This is a genomic window from Haloferax sp. Atlit-109R (assembly GCF_003665865.1).
Classification (GTDB): Archaea; Halobacteriota; Halobacteria; order Halobacteriales; family Haloferacaceae; genus Haloferax; species Haloferax volcanii.
This window is the reverse complement of the sequence record NZ_QPLO01000002.1, coordinates 637,358-654,704: the sequence shown is the minus strand read 5'-3', so window position 1 is coordinate 654,704 and position 17,347 is coordinate 637,358. Positions and strand designations below refer to the sequence as shown.

Here is a 17,347-nt window from a genome sequence, read left to right as displayed (position 1 = left end):
CTGCGTGACCCGCCGCGCCCGCGAGCGCTCGGCGCAACCACGAAACTCATACGTCTCGGTCGCCGAGTGGTCGAAGCGATGACGACTCGACGGCTCCGACCGGCTCGGGAGGTGGTCGCCCCGTGATGGCCCCGACGCACGTGGCGATGAGCCTCGCGCTCGCCGCCGCCGTCGCGGTCGTCGCCCCCGCGGCCGCGCCGCTCGTCGTCGCGGCGGCGCTCGTCGGCGGCGTCTTCCCCGACTTCGACATGGTCGTCGGCGTCCACCGTAGGACGCTCCATCAGGTCGAGGCGTTCGTCGGCGGCTCGGTGGGGTTCGGCGCGGTCGCGGTCGTCACCGGCGACCCGCTGGCCGCGGCCGCGGCGACCGGGTTCGTCGCGGCGGCGCTCCACTGCGCGGCCGACTACCTCGGCGGCAGCAGCGAGGCTCGTCCGTGGGAGGCGCGGACCGACCGCGGCGTCTACGTCCGCAGCCTCGGCGGCTGGGTCGAACCCCGCCGCCTCGCCGCCTACGACGGCTCTCCCGGCGACCTCGCGCTCGCCGCGGCGCTGTCGGTGCCGGGCCTCCTGACGCTCGGCGGCGACTCGCGAGGGGTTCTCCTCGTCAGCCTCGCCGTCGGCGTCATCTACACACTCGTCAGAAAACGCGTGCCCCAACTCTCGGGGCGCGCGCCCGCCGTGACCGCCGCGGTCGTCGCGCTCTACTCAGTTCTCGGTCGTCGTCGGTAGCAGACGACCACACGGTCGGCCGACGCGGCGTCGCTCTCACCGCGGAATCGACAGCGGGCCGTCGCCGCGGGCGACGTTTCGGAACCGCCGTCCGTGAACGTCGTCGGCGGCGAGCCGGTCGGTAATCGGGCCGCGGAGCCACTCGCGGTCCGGCGCGGCCGCGGGCGCGCCGCCGCTCTCGCCGGGTTCGTCCGCCGGTCCGAGCGCCCCGTTCGGCAGGAACCGCTCGTAGACCGGCAGTCGCTCGCGGAGCGGGACGCCCGCCTCGTCGGCGATGTCTGCGAGTTCCCGGAGCGCGGGCCACTCGTAGTCGGGGTTGACGTAGTCGTCCGTGACCGGCGAGACGCCGCCGAGGTCGTCGACGCCGCAGGCGACGAGGTCGGCCGCCGCCGAGAGGTTCGGCGGCACCTGCACCGACACCTCCTCGGGGAGCGCGACCCGCGCCATCGCCACGACCCGGCGCATCGTGTCGAGCGACGGGCGCTCGTAGTCCGACCGCTCGTTGGGGACGACGTTCTGGACGATGACCTCCTGGATGTGGCCGTAGCGCTCGTGGAGCGCGCGGATGGCCAGCAGGCTCTCCGCGCGGTCGCGCCACGTCTCGCCGATGCCGACGAGGATGCCCGTCGTGAAGGGGACGCCCACCTCGCCCGCGGCGCGGATGGTGTTGAGCCGCTGGCCCGGCGTCTTACGCCGACTGCCCGAGTGGGCGGCCACGTCGGCGGTCGTCTCCAGCATCACGCCCATGCTGGCGTTCAGGGGCGCGAGGTCGGCGAACGCCTCGCGGGTCAGGTCGCCGGGGTTCGAGTGCGGGAGCAGGCCCTCGTCGAGCGCGACTTCGCAGGCCGCCGCGAGGTAGTCGAGGATGTCGTCGTAGCCCCACTCGTCGAGTTGGCGGTGAATCTCCGTGTAGCGCTCGTCGGGGGCGTCTCCGAAGGTGAACAGCGCCTCCGTGCAGCCGGCGTCCGCGCCCGTGCGGACCACCTCGCGGACCTCGTCGAGCGACATGAGCGTCGCCTCGCCGGGCACGTCGTAGTAGGTGCAGTAGGTGCAGGTGTACCGACAGGCGGTCGTCAGCGGGACGAAGACGTTCCGCGAGAACGAAAGCGACGCCGGCGGGTCGGCGTCGTCGGGGGTAACGGCGAGCAGTCGCTCCACGTCGGCATCGTCGATAGTCAGGTCGACTCCGTACTCGTCGGCACCCGTGAACATATCTCTCGGTGCGTGACGAACCACTAAAAGCGTGTCATTCGCGGCGATACGGCGGCGTCGAGACCGAAGCGCGGAAGTCGAGTTCGGGACCGGATAGTTGGTGCCAGACACGTCTCCGGCCCGTCCGAAGCGCCGTCAGGCGCTCGCCCCGAGTTGGTTGCGAGTGAGACTCGCGTCGTCGTCGCGACGTTCGGACTCCACTTCGACTCTCGCGTCGTCTTCGCGACGCGGGAGCGCGCGGCGCACGTTGCCTCAGTTCCCGCCGGGCAGACGGACAACCGCGCCAGACACTGTTTATCGCGGACCGTTAAGGTCCTATCGGCGCTCGCGGACGGCCTCGACCCGACCGGACCCGCGTGCGAGCCGGACGCCGGCGTCGACCAGCCACTCGCGGGCCCGCCCCTCGCCGTGGACGAGCACTTCGACGAGGTCGCTCGGCTCGTCCACGTCGACGGCGAGTCGCATCGAGTCCACCTCGGCGAACGAACAGCCGGCGTCGCGGGCGATTCGTCGGTGGTCGAGAATGGACGCGCCGTGGTAGTCCACGGAGAACTCGGGGTGGCGGACGACGAGCGCGTTCGTCCCTCCGCCGAGGCCGGGCGCGGCGACCACGTCGGCGTCGGTTTCGAACAGCCGCGACAGCGCCGCGGGCGTCGCGAGCGCGAGGTCGGCCATGACGACCGCGACGGGGCCGCCGCCGAGGTCGTCGAGTTCGCCGCCCACGACTTCGGTGAGCGGTCGGTCGTCCACGGTGACGGGCGCGTCGACGGTCACGGGCGCGTCCGCGACGACCGCCGGGTCGCCGCCGACCGCGCGGACCGCGTCGAGCACGTCGCGGAGCATCGAGACGGCGAACTCGCGTCGCTCGTCGGCGTCGAAAAACGGGGCGAGTCGGGTCTTCGGATCGCGTCCCCCGAAGGGAACGACGACTCGCACGGAGAATCAGCCCAGTTTGTCGTAGGTCGTCTGCTGGGACCGCCAGTAGAGGAATCCACCGACGATGAGCGCGACGACGAGCAGACCGCCCGCCGCGTAGATGAGCAGTTGGGTCGTCTGACTCGACTGCCGGGCCTGGTTTGCGCTCGTCTCCGCCTCGTTGGCGAGGTTCGTCGTGAGATTGAACTCCTCGCCGTTGAACGCTTCGACAGCGTTGGCAAACGTCTGCTCGGCTTGTTGCGTGTTGGCCCCACTCGCACGCTCAATCGCGTCCCGCGCGCTGTCGAGTTCGTCGCGCGCGGCGGCGCTTTCTTCGGTGTAGTGGTGGACCGACCACGAGTCGATATCGTTACTGGAGCCGCCTTCGCGGGTCTGGTCGAGCGAGATTATCGTGAACGTCTGTGCGGGGTCGTAGCTGAACGACTCCACTTCGGGAACGATTCCCGTTACGGTGACCTCCACTTCGCTCGTCCCGTCGGCAGTGGCGATCTGCGCGCCGCTGAAGTTCTGCCCGTCGAAGGACTGCTGGTCGACTCTCGCGCCCGTCTGGTCGTAGTACGCGACGGTCCACGTCACGTCCTCCAGGTCGGTCTGGCCCGCGAGCGTCCACGATTCGAGTTGTGGGCTCCGGTACAGCTCTTCGAGGGTGACCGACGCGGTCACCTGCGAACCGACCTGCGCCTCGTCGGGGACGTCGTCGGACGCGACGCTCACCGCCCCTGCCTGCCCTGCGAAGGCCGACAGGAGTACGACGAGCGCGAGCGCCAGCTTAGAAAAGCGACTCCAGTTCGTCCTCGTCATCGTTTATGAGGGTCTCCAGATTCGAATCACTCTCTTGACGGATCTCTTCGATGTTATCCTGTGCTTCGATGGCGACCTGCTGCAGCTCCTTGATGCGCGGGACGTTCGTCACGCCCGACAGAAGGATGACACCCGCCACCTTCTCCGCGCCCGGGATGGGGTAGTCGCCGCCGCGAACTTCCATGGAACCGGTCTGCTCCTCGATCCACTTCCGCCCGCGCTCTATGCCTTTCCGGTTCAGATGCTCCGGCGGACCAGCGAGCACGAGCAGCGCGCGCTCCGCGCCTTCGATTTCACACGGGAGCGTGAGCCGACCGAGCGCGGCCTTGCGGACGAGGCTCGTGATTCGGTTGGTCGTGTGGGCGGTGTCGAGATTGTCGTCGGGCTCGTCGCCGCCCGTCAGCCGAGACAGGAGGCCGCCGCCGTTGTTCTTCCGCGGCTCGACCCCCTCGGAGGCGTAGCCGACCGTCGAAACGCCGCCGCCGGCCAGCGTGTTGATGATCTCCGAGGAGTCGACGACGGACTCCGCGACTTCCTGTCCGTCCTGGACTTCGCCGGCTCCGAAGAGCACGCCGAACCGGTTGACGATTTCCTCGTTGATCTCGTCGTATCCCCCCTGTACCGACTCGCCGGTCTTCCGCCAGGCGTCGTTGTCGAACACGAGGAGGTTGTCGACCTCGCGGACGAACGTCTGGAAGGAGCGCGCGGCGTTGAGCGTGTAGATACCACCCTCGTCGGACCCCGGCAGGATGCCGAGCCCGTAGACGGGTTCGGTGTAGATGCGCTTGAGGTGTTTCGCGAGGACCGGCGCGCCGCCGGAGCCGGTACCGCCACCGAGCCCGGACACGACGAGGAAGGCGTCGACTTCGTGGACGGGGATGCTGTCGATGGCACCCTGTACCTCGTCGATGTCCTCCTCGGCGATTTCGGCACCGAGTTCGTTGTCCGCACCGACGCCGTGTCCCTTCACGCGGGATTGGCCGATGAGGACGCGCTGGTCCTTCGGGATGTTCTTCAGTCCGAGCAAGTCGGCTTTCGCGGAGTTCACCGCGACCGCAGCGCGGACGATTCCGGCGTTGCGTTCCCGGTCGTACTCGACGAACTTGTCGACTACTTTTCCCCCGGCTTGCCCGAATCCGATCATTGCGAGCTTCATAGGTTCAGTCCCCTCGCCATTGCGTGAATTGCAGTACGAACGCGGACATAAGCGTTGTGATGGGGACGTGTCGAACCACCATCAGATTATCGGCGGAACGCGGCGACTCGAAACCGGTGTTAATCAGTCGTTATCCCGTGAGAACCGCTAATTCCGGTAAAATGAGCCGCAGTTCACGGCTGCTTAACGCCGCCGAGTCGTCACTCCGGTGTCAGTTTCGCTCGCCGAGATACGCGCCGAGCGTCTTCATCGACGAGGTGTCGACGCCGAAGACGCCCACGTCGTTCCGGTCGGTCGTGTTGTCGAACTGGAGCGACCGGTACTGGTCTTTCCCCATCGGGAAGCCGGGGACCGCCCCGAGGACGGTCAGGCCGACGCCCGCGAGACCCATCGGCAGCGGAACGATGGTGATGGACTTGTTCTCGGCGTCGTACACCATCTCCGTGATTTCGCGGAGCGTGAGTTTTTCCGGGCCGCCGATGCGGTAGGTCTCGCCGGCGTGGTCGTCGCCCTCGACGGCGTCCGCGAGCATCGGCACGAGGTCTCCGACCCAGATGGGTTGGAACCGCGTCTCCCCGTTGCCGGGTAGCGGGTAGAGCGGGACGCCGGGCGCGAACATCCCCTTGAGCCGCTTCGTGAAGGAGACGAACTCGCCGCCGTCTCCGAAGACGACCGAGGGCCGGAAGATGACCCAATCGAGCCCGGACGACTTGACCGCCCCCTCGGCTTTCCCCTTCGAGCGGATGTAGGCCGTGTCGCCGTCGGAGTCGGCTCCGAGCGCGCTCATCTGGACGAGTCGGGGCACGTCGTTGGCCTCCGCGGCCTTCACGACGTTTTCGGTCCCCTGCCAGTGGACGATGTCGTGCATTCGATTGCCGCCGCTCGGTTCGAACAGCGGCGACAGCGCGACGAGGTTGACGACCGCGTCTTTCCCCTCGAACGCGCCCGCGATGGAGTCGTAGTCCGTCACGTCCCCCATCGCCTTTTCGACGCCGTCGGGGAGGTCCTCGCTGTTCGGACTCCGCGACATCGCGGTCACGCTGTGTCCCCGCGATTGTAGTTCGCGGCAGAGATAGCTCCCGATGAATCCGCTTCCGCCGACAACAAGGACTTTCATGCCGCAATATTCGGCGGAATGAGGGTAAAGCTAACGGGGAATCGGGGTCGATTTCGCCGGAGAACACCCCGATGGGAACGACGCTCTTCCGGGCGGGCGCGTCAGACCGCGCCACCGCCCCGCACCCGCGCCGCCCGCGACCGCGCTCAAAACAGTATCGAGGGCGCGACCGGTCCGTCGGTGCGTTTCACCATCCGACCGACTCGGTCGTAGACGACGAGCTCCTCGGACGGGTCGGGGCAGTCGTCGGGCGCGTCGGCCGGGTGGTCGACCTCCGTCTGCTTCGTCGCGAACGACGCGTCCGTCGGGGGGACGCTCTCGTCGAACCGGACGACGGTGAACGGCTTTTCGCTCGGACGGAGGTCGTCCCACCGCTCGCGGGCGGGTGGCACACCACACATGTCGGGTCGCGTTGACATTATCATTGCGGCGTCTCGCTTCGGCGCGCTTTTTCCGGAGCGCCGAGTTGGTAGGATATGCTCGTCACACTCGAAGGGCTCGACGGGAGCGGGAAGACGACCGTCTGGGAGGCGCTCCACGACGCGTACCCCGACGCCGTCTTCACGCGCGAGCCCACGTCGGACTCGTGGTACGGAGAGGCCGTCAACCGCGCCATCGACGACGACGGCGCCGACCCGCTCGCCACGCTGTTTCTCTTCACCGCCGACCACGCCGACCATCTCTCGCGGGTCGTCCGACCCGCCCTCGCCGACGGGAAGCTCGTCGTCTCCGACCGCTACTCCGACTCGCGGTACGCCTATCAGGCCGCCGCGCTGCGCGACAGCGACCTCAGACGCCCGATGGAGTACATCAGAGGCATCCACACGGCGTTCACCCGTCCGCCGGACAAGACTATCTACCTCGACGTGGACCCCGAGACGGCCGCCGCGCGCAGCGGCGCGACGAACAAGTTCGAACAGGCGGCGTACCTCGCGGACGTGCGCGAGAACTACGAGCGACTCGTCGAGGCCGAACCGGAGCGGTTCGTCCGCATCGACGCGACGCAGTCGCCCGAGGACGTGCTCGACGCGGTCGAAGCGGCGCTCGAAGCGATTCTCGCGGAACAGTAGCCGCCGACCGACTCGCAGTTCACCGCGAGTTCGGGAGGTTCTCGTACTCCTCCGGCGGCGGGACGTAGAGCGTGTCGATGGTGAAGCCGAGCGCGAGCGGCATCCCTATCATCACGCCGAGGGCGGCCGTGGGGCTGCCGAGGTTCACGCCGATGCCGAAGATGCCGGAGAACACCAGCGTCGAGACGAGTAGCACGAGCGGAATCAGAAACAGGGCGTACAGGATGTACCCCCACTGCGTCTTCAACCGCAGGCGGAAAAAGCGGGTCATGACCGCCGCGATGAGCGTGTGGAGGACGATGAGCGCGCCCATGAGCACGAGGTTGACCACCGAGACCATAGCCGACGTAGGGAGGCGGTGGTCTTTGGCCTGTCGCTCTCGGCGGCCCGCTCGTCCCGCGCCGCCGTCGGTCGAACCGCCAGCCGGGTCCGCCCCCGCAACGGGTGACGTTTATCACGAAGGACCGTGACTCACCGCCATGCACCGACTCATCGCAGAGCGCGGGCTGGACGATACGGAGTTCACCGCAGACGACGCCCGCGCCGCCCTCCGCGACATGATTCGAGCGCGACGGTTCGACGAGCGCGCACTCGCCCTCCAGCGACGCGGCTGGATGAGCGGCTATCCGCCCTTCCGCGGACAGGAGGCCTCGCAAATCGGGGCCGCCCACGCCATGCGCGACGACGACGTGTTGCTGCCGACGTATCGGTCGAACGCCCTCCAACTCGCCCGCGGCGTGCCGCCGAGCGACATCCTCCTCTTTCGGCGCGGTCACGCCGAGTACGCCTCGGACCACGACGTGCCGGTGTTCCCGCAGGCGGTCCCCATCGCCTCGCAGATTCCCCACGCCGCCGGCGTCGGCATGGCCGCGAACTACCGCGGCGACGACCGCGCGGCGCTGGTCTGTTTCGGTGACGGCGCGACCTCCGAGGGCGACTTCCACGAGGGGCTGAACTTCGCCGGCGTCTTCGACGCGCCGGTCGTCTTCTTCTGCGAGAACAACGGCTGGGCGATTTCGCTCCCCCGCGAGCGCCAGACCGCAAGCGAGTCCATCGCGGCGAAGGCCGACGCCTACGGGATGGACGGGATGCAGGTCGACGGCAACGACCCCCTCGCGGTCAGGGAGGCCGTCGAGCGCGGCTTCGAGAAGGCCCGCGCCGGGGAGCCGGTGCTCATCGAGAGCCTCACCTACCGGCAGGGGCCGCACACGACCGCCGACGACCCCTCGCGCTACCGCGACGACGAGCCGGACCTCCCCGACTGGCGGACGCGCGACCCCCTCGACCGCTTCGAGTCGTTCTGCCGCGAGGCGGGCGTCGTCGACGACGCGGCGCTCGACGCCATGCGCGACGACGCCGACGAGGAACTGCGCGAGGCCGTCGAGCGCGCCGAGGCGACGCCCGAACCGGGGACCGACGAGCTGTTCGACAACGTCTACGAGGAACTGCCGCCCGAACTCGCCCGCCAGCGCGAGGAACACGTCGCGTTCGTCGAGCGCAACGGCCCGTTCGACATCGAGCGCTGAGCCGCGGCGAGTCGTCTCAGTCGTCCAGCGAGATGTACGTCTTCGTGTCTGCGACGCCCTCTAACCCCTGCACGCGGCTCGACGCGGTCTTCAGCACCTCGTAGACCGCGTCGGTGTCGACCTCCGCGATGATGTCGTACGCGCCCGCGACGATGTGGGCCTCGGTCACCGTCTCGAAGTCGCGGATGGGACCGAGCAACTGTTCCGACTCGCCGGCTCCGGTCTTCACCATGATGAACGCGTGAACCATGCGTGAGATATTCTACCACAGTCGTCAAAAGCCTTGCTTCGACCGAGCGCGGCCCGTTCGTCCGAGCCGGGGGAAGGTTATTTGCCTCCGCCGACATACCGTCTTATCATGCGGTTCGTTATCATTGGTGCTGGACGGGTTGGGCTGCGCACCGCTCGCGTCCTCCGCGAGGAGGGTCACGACATCGTCCTGGTGGAGTTGGACCGCGACCGGCTCAAGCGGGCCCGCGAGGCGAACTTCGAGGTGGTCGAAGGCGACGGCTCCCGCGAGGAGGTGCTCGTCGACGCCGGCATCGAGGCGGCCGACGCCCTCGGCGCGCTCACCGCCGACCTCAACGTGAACTTCGCGGCCTGCATGATCGGCAAGCACTTCGGCTGTCGGACGGTGCTCCGGGTCGACGAGGACTACCGCGAGGTGGTGTACCAGAAGTACGCCAAGGAGGTCGACGAAATCGTCTACCCCGAGCGCCTCGGCGCTATCGGCGCGAAGAACGCGCTTCTCGGCGGCTCCATCCGCGCCATCGCGGATATCGCCCAACACTTGCAGGTCATCCTCGTGACGGTGACGGAAGAGTCACCGATGAACGGGTACAGTATCGAAGAGGTTGCGCTCCCGGCGAACGCCCGCATCCTCGCGTTCGGGAAGAAAGACGGGCCGATGGGCATCCCGCTTTCGGACGACTCGCTGGAGACGGGCGACCGCGTGGCCGTCCTCGCGGACTTCGACGTACTCAACGACGTGCGACAACTGCTCGTCGGCGACGAGGTCGTCACCGCGGCGGGGGGTGCGTGACGATGGTCTACGCCTACATCATGGTCAAGGCCGCGCCCGTCTCCGACGGCATCGACCAGCTGAAACAGGACCTCTTGGCCGTCTCCGACGGCATCGTCAGCGCGCACATCGTCGCCGGCGACGTGGACTTCATCGTGAAAGTCGAGGTTGACTCGCCCGCCGACGTGAAGGGCATCGCCGGTGGCATCCAGTCGGTGGCGGGCATCGAAGACACCCAGACGTACATCGCGATGGACTGAGTCGGCGCGTCGCCACGCGGCGGTCCGCCCCGGCTCGACCGACTGTCACCGACTTGTTCTTCAGAATCCTGCGCCGGCGGCGTCTTTCGCGTTCTGAATGAGGCTCGTCACCGGTTCGCCGTAGTCGTAGCCGGGGATGATGCCCTCGACGAACGTGCCTTCGACGTAGTCGATGACCGCGCCGGCGTCGTCGACGCCGCGGCGCTCGTTGATGTCGGCAAAGCTCGCCCGAACGACCGCCTCGTCGCCCGCGCGCGTCACGTCGGGGTCGAGGTCGTGGTCGCCGGCGACGACGCCGTTTACGTCTTCGAGGCGGAGTTCGAACGTCTCGTACCAGCCGTCTTCGACCACGGGGGCCACGTCGTCTGCGACCGCCGAGAGCATCGGGACGCGCACCTCCACGTCGAACTCGACGCGGCCGCTGTCCTGCGCCGCGACGCCGACGGTGCCGTCGAACGGCGTCGTCACGGACTCGAAGGTTCGGTCATCGACCCGCTCGAACGACCCGTGGTCACCGAACGCGCGGCGGACTCGACCGGGGATGTCGTCTTCGCTCATGCCCGGACGAAGGTCCCGACGGGAGAAAAGCCCGTTGCGTCGCGAGCGCCCCCGAACCGCCCGCCTGCGGCGGTTTTGGTCGAATGGCGGCACGTTTAAGTATCTCGCGGCACTCCGTTCAGGTGACGCTTCGCTTTGGAGGGCCGAAGCGTCAGCGGGGACCAATCTAGGGCGGCATTTGCCGCGCGGGCCGCTCCCGTGCGGCTGCCTATCCCTTTCTCGCAAAACTCACACCGGAGAGCCGCCGGCTCGTATTCGCGCGCGCTCGAATCGAACATCGACCCGAGCGACAGCCGAACAGTACCGACCCGAGCGACAGCCGACCAACAACACTTCGACAGCGACGCGGCCGCGTCAGTTCCCGTCCGGACTGTCGTCGGCGGCTTTGCGTTCTCCCGGGTCAGGTCCGTCCTCGACAGACTCGTCTCCGCCCGAGCCGTCGGCCGCGAGGTCGGCCATCGTCGTCGACGACCTCGACTCAGAGTTCGTCCCGTCCGCGAGCGCGGTTTCAGTATCCTCGTCCCCGAGTTTCACCGCGTCGGCGACGCCGTCACGCGCTCCCTCCTCGCGCACCTCGAACCGGTCCGCGAGCGCCCGCAGTTCGTCGGTCGCCGACGACAGTTCCTGCATCTGCCCGGCGACGGTGACCATCGCGTCGTTCTGCTCGTGGGCCGCGCCGGCCGCGTCGGCGGCCTCGTCGCGCGTCTCGTCGGCGATGTCGGCCGCCTCGTCCGCGAGGCGCGCGACCGACTGCGCGGCCGACGCCTGCGAGGTGGTCGCCTCGTCGACGGCGGCGACGCCGTGGTCCACCTCCTCCAGTCGGTCGACCGCCTCGTCGATGGCCGTGACGCCGGCTTCGACCGTCTCGGAGCCCTGCGCGACGCGCTCTCGCGCGGCTCTCACCGCAGCGACCGTCTCGTCGGCCGTCCCCTCGACGGACTCGATGGACGACTCGATGTCGGTCGTCGCGTCGGCGGTCTCCTCGGCGAGCGCCTTCACTTCGTCGGCGACGACGGCGAAGCCGGAGCCGGCCTCGCCGGCGCGGGCGGCCTCGATGGAGGCGTTGAGCGCGAGCAGGTCCGTCTGCTCCGCGATATCCTCGATGAGGTCGACCACCTCTCCGATGTCCGCTACCTCCTCGCGGAGCGCTTCGACGCCCTCGGCCGCGGTCGCGACGCGCTCGTCGATGTTCGCCATCTCGTCGTGGACGGCGGCGCTCGCGTCGCGGCCGGCCTCGCCGCGCTCCGCGGCGTCGCCGGCGAGGTCAGCGAGTTCGTCGGCGGAGGCGGCGACCTCCTCGACCGTCGCCGAGAGGTCCTGCATCTCCGCGGAGACCTCCGCGAGGAGCGACGCCTGCTCGGCCGCGCCCTCGGAGATGTCGGCGGTCGCCGTCTCGACCCGCTCGGAGGCGGCGCTGACCTCCTCGGTGCCGGCGGTGACGCGCTCGCCCGCCGCGTCGACGGTCGCCGCGAACGACGCGACCCGCCCGATAGTCGCTTCGAGGTCGGAAAGCATCGCGTCGATGCCGTCGCCGACGGCCGCCATCGCCTCGTCGTCCGATTCGACAGACGTGCGCACCGTCAGGTCGCCCGTCGCCGCGGCGTCCATCGTCTCGCGGTAGTCCTCGGCGGCGCGCGCGAGGTCGCGGCGGGCGTCTTCGGCCGCTTCGATGCGTTCCCGGAGGCCGTCTCGCATCTCGGCGAACGCCTCGGTCAGCGCGCCGAACTCGTCGACTCTGCGGGTTTCGAGGTCAACGTCGAGGTCGCCGCCGGCGAGCGCCTCGGCTTTGGCCCGGAGCCGTCGGAGCGACAGCACCGTGTTGCGGCCGATGACGACGCCGACCAGCGCGAGGCCGGCGAGCGCCACGCCGATGAGGACGGCCACGTCGCGCTCGACGACCTGCGCGACCGCGTAGGCGTTGCTCTGCGGCGCTTCCACGAGGACCGCCCAGTTCGTCCCCGAGACGGGGGCGTAAGCGACGACGTCGCCGCCGGCGTCCCCGTCGCCCTCGCGTTCGACGACGCCCGTCTCGCCGTCGACCGCAGCGTCGAGCGCCGGCGTCGCCGCCCCGTCGCGGTACGTCGTGAGGACGTTTTCGCCGTACTTGTCGAAGGCGATGACGCCCGTATCGGTCACCACGCGGGTTTGGGACCCCTCGACCGGCTCGCTCAGCATCTCGGCGTGCTTCGTCGCGTCCACGACGACCATCACCGCCCCCTCGCGTCCCTCGACGGGACTGAGGAACGCGAGGCGCTCGCTGCCGCCGTAGCGGTAGACCTCGGAGACGGCCACTTCGTCGGGGTCGACCATCGTCAGCGACCCGGTCGTCCACGACAGGTCGAGGGCGGAGACCGATTTGGTCTCTATCACGCCGTCGGTGCTGCGGACGATATCGCGGCTCGACGGGTTCACGTAGTGGATCGCCACCACCTCGGCGGGCAGGGTGTCTCTCTCGCGTTCGAGCGCCTCGTCGATGGCGTCGGGGTCGCCCGTCCGGACGGTCTCGTACTCCGAGAGCATCCGGGCCGTCCGAGCGTAGCCGTCCATCCAACTCGACAGCCCCTCGGCCTCCAGTGAGGCGACCATCTCCAGGTCGCTGTGCGTGTCGGCTCTCACCTCGGTCCCGACCACGTCCGAGACGTACAGGCCGAACCCGCCCATCACCGCGGCCACGAGGAGGATAACGAACAGAAACTTCCGGAGGTAACTCCGCCTGAGTACCCTCGGAACCAGCGTGGCGAACTTCATGCCACTCGGTAGCAAGAGACCGACGTAAAGCGTTGTCCCGCTAACTATCAGTTCTGATAGCAGAGAAACCCGATATGCGCCGCTCTCACCGAAGACGAGTCCCGAGAATCGTTACAGTTCGCTCACGGTGACCCCGAGTGCGAGGGCGGCGGCCCCGGTCGCACCGCCGCCCGCGGCCAGCGCCGTCGGCAGCGCGGACAGGACGCCGGCGACGGCCCCGGCGAGGAGACAGACGGCCATGCCGAGGAGCGTGGCGTCGAAACGCGTGATGAGGAGTCCGGGTGACACGGTCTAATTACATCTCATTATCCGAACTGTCAAAATATTTGCGGGTGCGGCCCTACTCGCCTCCCTCTCTCACGCCCGGGCGTCAGAGGCGTCCGCGTCGGCGTAGGCGACCGCCCGTCCGAAACTGTCGATAGCCTGCTCGTACTCCTCGATGGCGACGTAGGCCAGTCCGACCTCGACGAGCGCCGCCGGGTCGACCGCCTCGGGGTCGATTCCCGCCGCGTCCACGAACTCGCTGAGAACGTGGTCGTCCATCGGGTCGACGAGTCGCCCGTTGACCCGATACGTCGGCGGGTCGAGGCCGAACCCGTCGTAGGGGTCTCCGAACCCTTGTCCCTCCGAATAGCGGTGTCTACGCGTCGAAGCCATTCGTACCAGTTGGCGGGGAACCGAGATAACGTGGTCGGCGGTCCCACGAGGACCCGGGCGACAGAGACGGAGCGGGAACGCGTCGCTCGGTTCACCGTCACTCGGCGACGAAAATGCGGGGGACGAGATTCGAACTCGCGAACCCCTACGGGAGCGGATCTTAAGTCCGCCGCTTTTGGCCTGGCTCAGCCACCCCCGCGCACTCTCCCGTTCTTCGAGGGGGAGAAAAGTGCTTTCGCTTTACCAGTCGACCGAGAGCGTCCCGTCGCCGTGGGGGTCCGGCGAGAGCTCCTCGTCGGTTCGGCGGTCGATGACGTGGATGACGCCGCGGCCCTTCTTCGCCGGGCAGACCTCCGCCGCCTCGACGTTTTCGTCGAGTTCGTCCTCACCGACGAAGTACGATTTGGCGCGGGCGAGGCCGGTTTCGAGGTCCATCTCCCAGTTGTCGGCGACCTCCGCGCACCGGCCGGCCCCGAAGCACTTGTTCGCCTCGAAGATTATCTTGTAGGGCTTTTCGTCGACCGGCGGGGCGTTCTCGTCGGTTCCGAAGTCGCTCGGCTTCGGACGGTCGGACTCCTCGCTCATCGTCGGCCCTTACCGCGCGGTGGTCTTTGCGCTGTCGGTCGCGCGGCGACGGCGCGCCCCGGAACCCGCGAGACGCCTCGAACTTCTGGTACATCTGTCGAAGCCCGCTTGTCGTGCTTCGAATCCGAGCGGCGGCGAGCGGGCGTACCGTATTCTATCCGTGGCATCACGTAACAGTGGGATACTCCCGTCACATGAATCATCGACAGACACAGTACCAGTCACGAATTCGTTCTCAGATATGATACCCGGGAGGGTGGTCTTATCACTGACCAGAAATCTTCTGGACCAATGGACGACGACAGCCAGCTCCGGAGACGAGCGTCGTCGGTTCGCGCCTCCGTCCGGGCCGCGCTCGGCGCACGCGCGACCGACGACGAATCCGAATCGGACGCCGCAGACGAGACGGCGCGCGCCGACGACGCGCGAAGCGACGGCGGGGGCACTCCCTCGGTCGCCGTCGAATCGGGACGCGGGGAGTCTCCCGCCGACGATGTCGCCGCGTCGTCGCCCCCGGACGCCGCCGCGCTCGACGGTCTCGACGACTTCTCCGCGGCCATCGAGCGCTGCATCGAGGGCGACCTGACGGTCCGCGTCGACGTTCCCGACGACCCGGCGCTCGCGCGTCACGGCCGCCTCCTCAACGAACTGTTCGAGGAGTGGCAGACCGCCATGCGGAACGTCGACGCCTTCGCAGACCAGGTCTCGGCGTCGACCCGAATCGTGGCCGACGCCGCCGCGGAGAGCCGCGAGGAGAGCCGGTCGGTCGCCGCCTCCGTCGACGACATTGCGGCGGGCGCGCGCCGGCAAAGCGAGAGCGTCGAGGAGGTCGCAGACGAGATGCGGAACCTGTCTGCGACCATCGAGGAGGTCGCCGCCTCCGCCGACGAAATCAGGCACGCGACCGACGAGGCCGTCGAGCGCGGCGACCGCGGCAAGCGCGCCGCCGAGACCGCTATCGACGAGTTGGCGGTCATCGGCGAGCGGACCGACGCGACCGTCGAGCGCGTCGCGGAACTCGACGACCACATCGACGACATCACCGGCATCGCGACCAAAATCTCCGACATCGCGGAGCAGACGAACATCCTCGCGCTCAACGCCTCCATCGAGGCCGCCCGCGCCGGCGAGGCCGGCTCCGGCTTCGCCGTCGTCGCCGACGAAGTGAAGGCGCTCGCCGAGGAGACGCAGGCCGCGACCGCCGACATCGAATCGACCATCGAGACGGTTCGGACCCGGTCGGCCGCGACGGTCGAGGACATCACCGACACGAGCGAGCGCCTCGACGAGGGCAGCGAGACGATTCAGGAGGCGCTGTCGGCGCTCGACGGCGTCGTCTCCGACCTCGAAGAGACGAACGGGAGCCTCCACGAGATTTCCGACGCCACGGACTCGCAGGCGGCGACCTCCCAAGAGGTCGTGAGTCAGGCCGACGGCGTCGGCGAGATAAGCGACGAGACCGCGGCGCTCGCGGCCGACGCCGCGGGGTCGGCGCGCCGCCAGACCGTCTCGCTCTCCGAGGCGGTGACGAAGATAGACGCGCTTTCGGACCAGGCCGACCACCTCCGGGACTCCATCGACGACTACCATCTCCACGCCGAGGCGACCGACTCGGGCCAGACCGTCGTCCAGTTCTGGCACGGCATGTCCGGCGACAAGGCGGCGGTCCTGGAGTCGCTCGTCGACGAGTTCAACGCCAGCCACGACGGCGTCCGCGTCGACACCGCGTCGAAGGGGAGCTACCGCGGCACGTTCGACGCGACCCTCGCCGCGGCCCGGTCGGGGACGCCGCCGACCATCGCGCAACTGTACGAGGTCGGCACCCAGCGCGCCCTCGACAGCGGGGCGTTCACCCCCGTCGAATCGGTGCTTCCGGACAGGGCATCGGCGGGCGAACTCGTCCCCGAAATCGCGAACTACTACCGCCACGACGGCGCGCTCTGGTCGATGCCGTTCAACGCCTCGAACCCCGTGTTGTACTACAACGCCGACGCGTTCGAGCGGGCCGGCCTCGACCCCGACGACCCGCCGGCGACGTTCGACCAAGTCACCTCGGCCGCGGCGACGCTGAAGACGAGCGGGGCGGTCGACTACGGCGCGACGTGGGCGAATTACAGTTGGTTCGTCGAGCAGTGGTTCGCGGCCGCCGGGGAGTGTCTGTTCGACGCCGACAACGGCCGGAGCGGCACCGCCCGCACCTCGAACCTCGACGGCCCGGTCGGGACGCGCGTGTTCGAGTGGTGGCGCGACCTCGAACGGAACGACTTGCTGTTCGACCCCGGCGTCGAGGCCCGACGAGACGCCCGCGAGGCGTTCCTCGACGGCCGCGCCGCGATGCTCGTGGACTCCAGTTCGAGCGCCGCGTCGGTCGTTCGGGGGGCCGCCGACCGCGGGTTCACCGCCGAAGTCGGCCGGTTCCCCGCGCCCGGGTCGTCCCGCGAGGGCGTGGTCGTCGGCGGCGCGTCGCTGTGGGTCGCAGACGGCGTCGAATCCCGGAAGCGGGCCGCCGCGGGCGAGTTCATCGCGTGGCTGACCCGCCCCGAACAACAGCGTCGCTGGCACCGCCGGACGGGCTACTTCCCGGTCCACCGCCGGACGAGGGGCCTCCTCCGCGACGACGGCTGGTTCGACGAACACCCCGGCTTCGCGGTCGCGTTCGACCAACTGGTCGAGACCGACGACACCCCGGCCACCCGCGGCGCTCGCGTCGGCCCCTTCACGACCGTCAGGACCATCGTCTCCGAGGGCCTGTCCGAACTGTTCGACGGCCGCGACCTCGACGCCGTGTTGGCGACGATGGACGAGCAGGTGTCGGCCCGCCTGTCGGAGTACGAGCACTCAGCGAACCGCTGACTCGGCGCGGGCGCAACCGACCCGACCGCGTCAGTGTCGACCGACCCCGACCGACCCCGACCGACCCCGACCGAACCGCGACTCGCCCGGTGATGCTTTCGCCATCGAGTCCTAATTCA

At 68.8% G+C, this 17,347-nt stretch carries 19 protein-coding genes and 1 tRNA gene; 6 read left to right on the top strand and 14 right to left on the bottom strand.

Annotated elements, in window-relative coordinates:
• The first annotated feature begins 125 nt into the window (after window positions 1–125).
• On the top strand, window positions 126–728 hold the full coding sequence (locus DVK03_RS12005; protein ID WP_115803041.1) for a hypothetical protein: 603 nt from the start codon (window positions 126–128) through the stop codon (window positions 726–728).
• A gap of 36 nt (window positions 729–764) precedes the next feature.
• Here DVK03_RS12005 and cofG read toward each other — a convergent pair whose 3' ends face one another.
• From cofG to DVK03_RS11975, 6 genes are all read right to left on the bottom strand, one after another.
• Window positions 765–1,940 (bottom strand): 7,8-didemethyl-8-hydroxy-5-deazariboflavin synthase subunit CofG, encoded by a 1,176-nt coding sequence (gene cofG, locus DVK03_RS12000; protein ID WP_115803040.1) that lies wholly within the window; start codon window positions 1,938–1,940, stop codon window positions 765–767.
• A gap of 315 nt (window positions 1,941–2,255) precedes the next feature.
• Window positions 2,256–2,876, bottom strand: a complete 621-nt coding sequence (cofC, locus tag DVK03_RS11995) for a 2-phospho-L-lactate guanylyltransferase (protein WP_004062695.1) — start codon at window positions 2,874–2,876, stop codon at window positions 2,256–2,258.
• Between the two features lie 6 nt (window positions 2,877–2,882).
• Entirely contained in the window at window positions 2,883–3,677 is a 795-nt protein-coding gene (locus tag DVK03_RS11990; protein WP_049896265.1) for a hypothetical protein, read from the bottom strand.
• Window positions 3,646–4,833: a tubulin/FtsZ family protein gene (locus tag DVK03_RS11985; protein WP_004042096.1), complete on the bottom strand. Its 1,188-nt coding sequence runs from the start codon at window positions 4,831–4,833 to the stop codon at window positions 3,646–3,648. Before DVK03_RS11985 ends, DVK03_RS11990 begins: the two co-directional genes overlap by 32 nt.
• Window positions 4,834–5,044: 211 nt before the next feature.
• Window positions 5,045–5,950 carry a complex I NDUFA9 subunit family protein gene (locus DVK03_RS11980; protein WP_049896267.1) on the bottom strand — a complete coding sequence of 302 codons (906 nt, stop codon included), beginning with the start codon at window positions 5,948–5,950 and terminating at the stop codon, window positions 5,045–5,047.
• Between the two features lie 146 nt (window positions 5,951–6,096).
• Entirely contained in the window at window positions 6,097–6,342 is a 246-nt protein-coding gene (locus DVK03_RS11975) for a hypothetical protein (protein ID WP_006601278.1), read from the bottom strand.
• 84 nt (window positions 6,343–6,426) lie between these two features.
• On the opposite strand from DVK03_RS11975, the gene tmk reads away from it, so the two are divergent.
• Complete coding sequence (gene tmk / locus DVK03_RS11970) at window positions 6,427–7,020, top strand: dTMP kinase (protein WP_004042099.1); 594 nt, start codon at window positions 6,427–6,429, stop codon at window positions 7,018–7,020.
• A 19-nt stretch (window positions 7,021–7,039) separates the two neighbouring features.
• On the opposite strand, the gene DVK03_RS11965 is transcribed toward tmk, so the two are convergent.
• The gene (locus DVK03_RS11965) at window positions 7,040–7,360 is read right to left on the bottom strand and encodes a hypothetical protein (protein ID WP_006601279.1); all 321 of its coding nucleotides are present in this window, start codon (window positions 7,358–7,360) and stop codon (window positions 7,040–7,042) included.
• A 139-nt stretch (window positions 7,361–7,499) separates the two neighbouring features.
• Between DVK03_RS11965 and DVK03_RS11960 the strand changes: the two genes are divergently transcribed.
• The gene (locus DVK03_RS11960) at window positions 7,500–8,546 is read left to right on the top strand and encodes a thiamine pyrophosphate-dependent dehydrogenase E1 component subunit alpha (RefSeq protein WP_004062691.1); all 1,047 of its coding nucleotides are present in this window, start codon (window positions 7,500–7,502) and stop codon (window positions 8,544–8,546) included.
• 16 nt (window positions 8,547–8,562) lie between these two features.
• On the opposite strand, the gene DVK03_RS11955 is transcribed toward DVK03_RS11960, so the two are convergent.
• Window positions 8,563–8,796 (bottom strand): Lrp/AsnC ligand binding domain-containing protein, encoded by a 234-nt coding sequence (locus DVK03_RS11955; RefSeq protein WP_004042102.1) that lies wholly within the window; start codon window positions 8,794–8,796, stop codon window positions 8,563–8,565.
• 108 nt (window positions 8,797–8,904) lie between these two features.
• Here DVK03_RS11955 and DVK03_RS11950 point away from each other — a divergent pair, with 108 nt between their 5' ends.
• Both DVK03_RS11950 and DVK03_RS11945 read left to right on the top strand, forming a co-directional pair.
• The gene (locus DVK03_RS11950) at window positions 8,905–9,588 is read left to right on the top strand and encodes a TrkA family potassium uptake protein (protein WP_115803039.1); all 684 of its coding nucleotides are present in this window, start codon (window positions 8,905–8,907) and stop codon (window positions 9,586–9,588) included.
• A 2-nt stretch (window positions 9,589–9,590) separates the two neighbouring features.
• On the top strand, window positions 9,591–9,827 hold the full coding sequence (locus DVK03_RS11945; RefSeq protein WP_004062689.1) for an Lrp/AsnC ligand binding domain-containing protein: 237 nt from the start codon (window positions 9,591–9,593) through the stop codon (window positions 9,825–9,827).
• A 60-nt stretch (window positions 9,828–9,887) separates the two neighbouring features.
• Here the strand turns inward: DVK03_RS11945 and DVK03_RS11940 are convergent, their stop codons facing one another.
• The 6 genes from DVK03_RS11940 to DVK03_RS11920 all read right to left on the bottom strand — a co-directional run bounded on the left by DVK03_RS11940 (window position 9,888) and on the right by DVK03_RS11920 (window position 14,375).
• The gene (locus DVK03_RS11940) at window positions 9,888–10,385 is read right to left on the bottom strand and encodes a DUF5813 family protein (RefSeq protein WP_115803038.1); all 498 of its coding nucleotides are present in this window, start codon (window positions 10,383–10,385) and stop codon (window positions 9,888–9,890) included.
• A gap of 354 nt (window positions 10,386–10,739) precedes the next feature.
• The gene (locus DVK03_RS11935) at window positions 10,740–13,133 is read right to left on the bottom strand and encodes a methyl-accepting chemotaxis protein (protein ID WP_115803037.1); all 2,394 of its coding nucleotides are present in this window, start codon (window positions 13,131–13,133) and stop codon (window positions 10,740–10,742) included.
• 111 nt (window positions 13,134–13,244) lie between these two features.
• Window positions 13,245–13,421, bottom strand: coding sequence for a hypothetical protein (locus tag DVK03_RS20075; protein WP_004042107.1), 177 nt, complete (start codon window positions 13,419–13,421; stop codon window positions 13,245–13,247).
• A gap of 69 nt (window positions 13,422–13,490) precedes the next feature.
• On the bottom strand, window positions 13,491–13,790 hold the full coding sequence (locus DVK03_RS11930) for a hypothetical protein (protein ID WP_004062685.1): 300 nt from the start codon (window positions 13,788–13,790) through the stop codon (window positions 13,491–13,493).
• Between the two features lie 114 nt (window positions 13,791–13,904).
• Window positions 13,905–13,989, bottom strand: a tRNA-Leu gene (locus DVK03_RS11925).
• A 41-nt stretch (window positions 13,990–14,030) separates the two neighbouring features.
• A complete protein-coding gene (locus DVK03_RS11920; protein WP_004062684.1) occupies window positions 14,031–14,375 on the bottom strand; it encodes a ferredoxin in 345 nt (114 codons plus the stop codon).
• A gap of 291 nt (window positions 14,376–14,666) precedes the next feature.
• On the opposite strand from DVK03_RS11920, the gene DVK03_RS11915 reads away from it, so the two are divergent.
• The gene (locus tag DVK03_RS11915) at window positions 14,667–17,228 is read left to right on the top strand and encodes an extracellular solute-binding protein (RefSeq protein WP_004062683.1); all 2,562 of its coding nucleotides are present in this window, start codon (window positions 14,667–14,669) and stop codon (window positions 17,226–17,228) included.
• The last annotated feature ends 119 nt before the right edge of the window (window positions 17,229–17,347 follow it).

Coding starts and splice junctions, on each gene's coding strand:
- DVK03_RS12005 (WP_115803041.1), top strand. CDS start 126: ATGGCCCCGACGCACGTGGCGATGAGCCTCGCGCTCGCCGCCGCCGTC.
- cofG (WP_115803040.1), bottom strand. CDS start 1,940: ATGTTCACGGGTGCCGACGAGTACGGAGTCGACCTGACTATCGACGAT.
- DVK03_RS11990 (WP_049896265.1), bottom strand. CDS start 3,677: ATGACGAGGACGAACTGGAGTCGCTTTTCTAAGCTGGCGCTCGCGCTC.
- DVK03_RS11985 (WP_004042096.1), bottom strand. CDS start 4,833: ATGAAGCTCGCAATGATCGGATTCGGGCAAGCCGGGGGAAAAGTAGTC.
- DVK03_RS11980 (WP_049896267.1), bottom strand. CDS start 5,950: ATGAAAGTCCTTGTTGTCGGCGGAAGCGGATTCATCGGGAGCTATCTC.
- tmk (WP_004042099.1), top strand. CDS start 6,427: ATGCTCGTCACACTCGAAGGGCTCGACGGGAGCGGGAAGACGACCGTC.
- DVK03_RS11965 (WP_006601279.1), bottom strand. CDS start 7,360: ATGGTCTCGGTGGTCAACCTCGTGCTCATGGGCGCGCTCATCGTCCTC.
- DVK03_RS11960 (WP_004062691.1), top strand. CDS start 7,500: ATGCACCGACTCATCGCAGAGCGCGGGCTGGACGATACGGAGTTCACC.
- DVK03_RS11955 (WP_004042102.1), bottom strand. CDS start 8,796: ATGGTTCACGCGTTCATCATGGTGAAGACCGGAGCCGGCGAGTCGGAA.
- DVK03_RS11950 (WP_115803039.1), top strand. CDS start 8,905: ATGCGGTTCGTTATCATTGGTGCTGGACGGGTTGGGCTGCGCACCGCT.
- DVK03_RS11945 (WP_004062689.1), top strand. CDS start 9,591: ATGGTCTACGCCTACATCATGGTCAAGGCCGCGCCCGTCTCCGACGGC.
- DVK03_RS11940 (WP_115803038.1), bottom strand. CDS start 10,385: ATGAGCGAAGACGACATCCCCGGTCGAGTCCGCCGCGCGTTCGGTGAC.
- DVK03_RS11935 (WP_115803037.1), bottom strand. CDS start 13,133: ATGAAGTTCGCCACGCTGGTTCCGAGGGTACTCAGGCGGAGTTACCTC.
- DVK03_RS11930 (WP_004062685.1), bottom strand. CDS start 13,790: ATGGCTTCGACGCGTAGACACCGCTATTCGGAGGGACAAGGGTTCGGA.
- DVK03_RS11920 (WP_004062684.1), bottom strand. CDS start 14,375: ATGAGCGAGGAGTCCGACCGTCCGAAGCCGAGCGACTTCGGAACCGAC.
- DVK03_RS11915 (WP_004062683.1), top strand. CDS start 14,667: ATGGACGACGACAGCCAGCTCCGGAGACGAGCGTCGTCGGTTCGCGCC.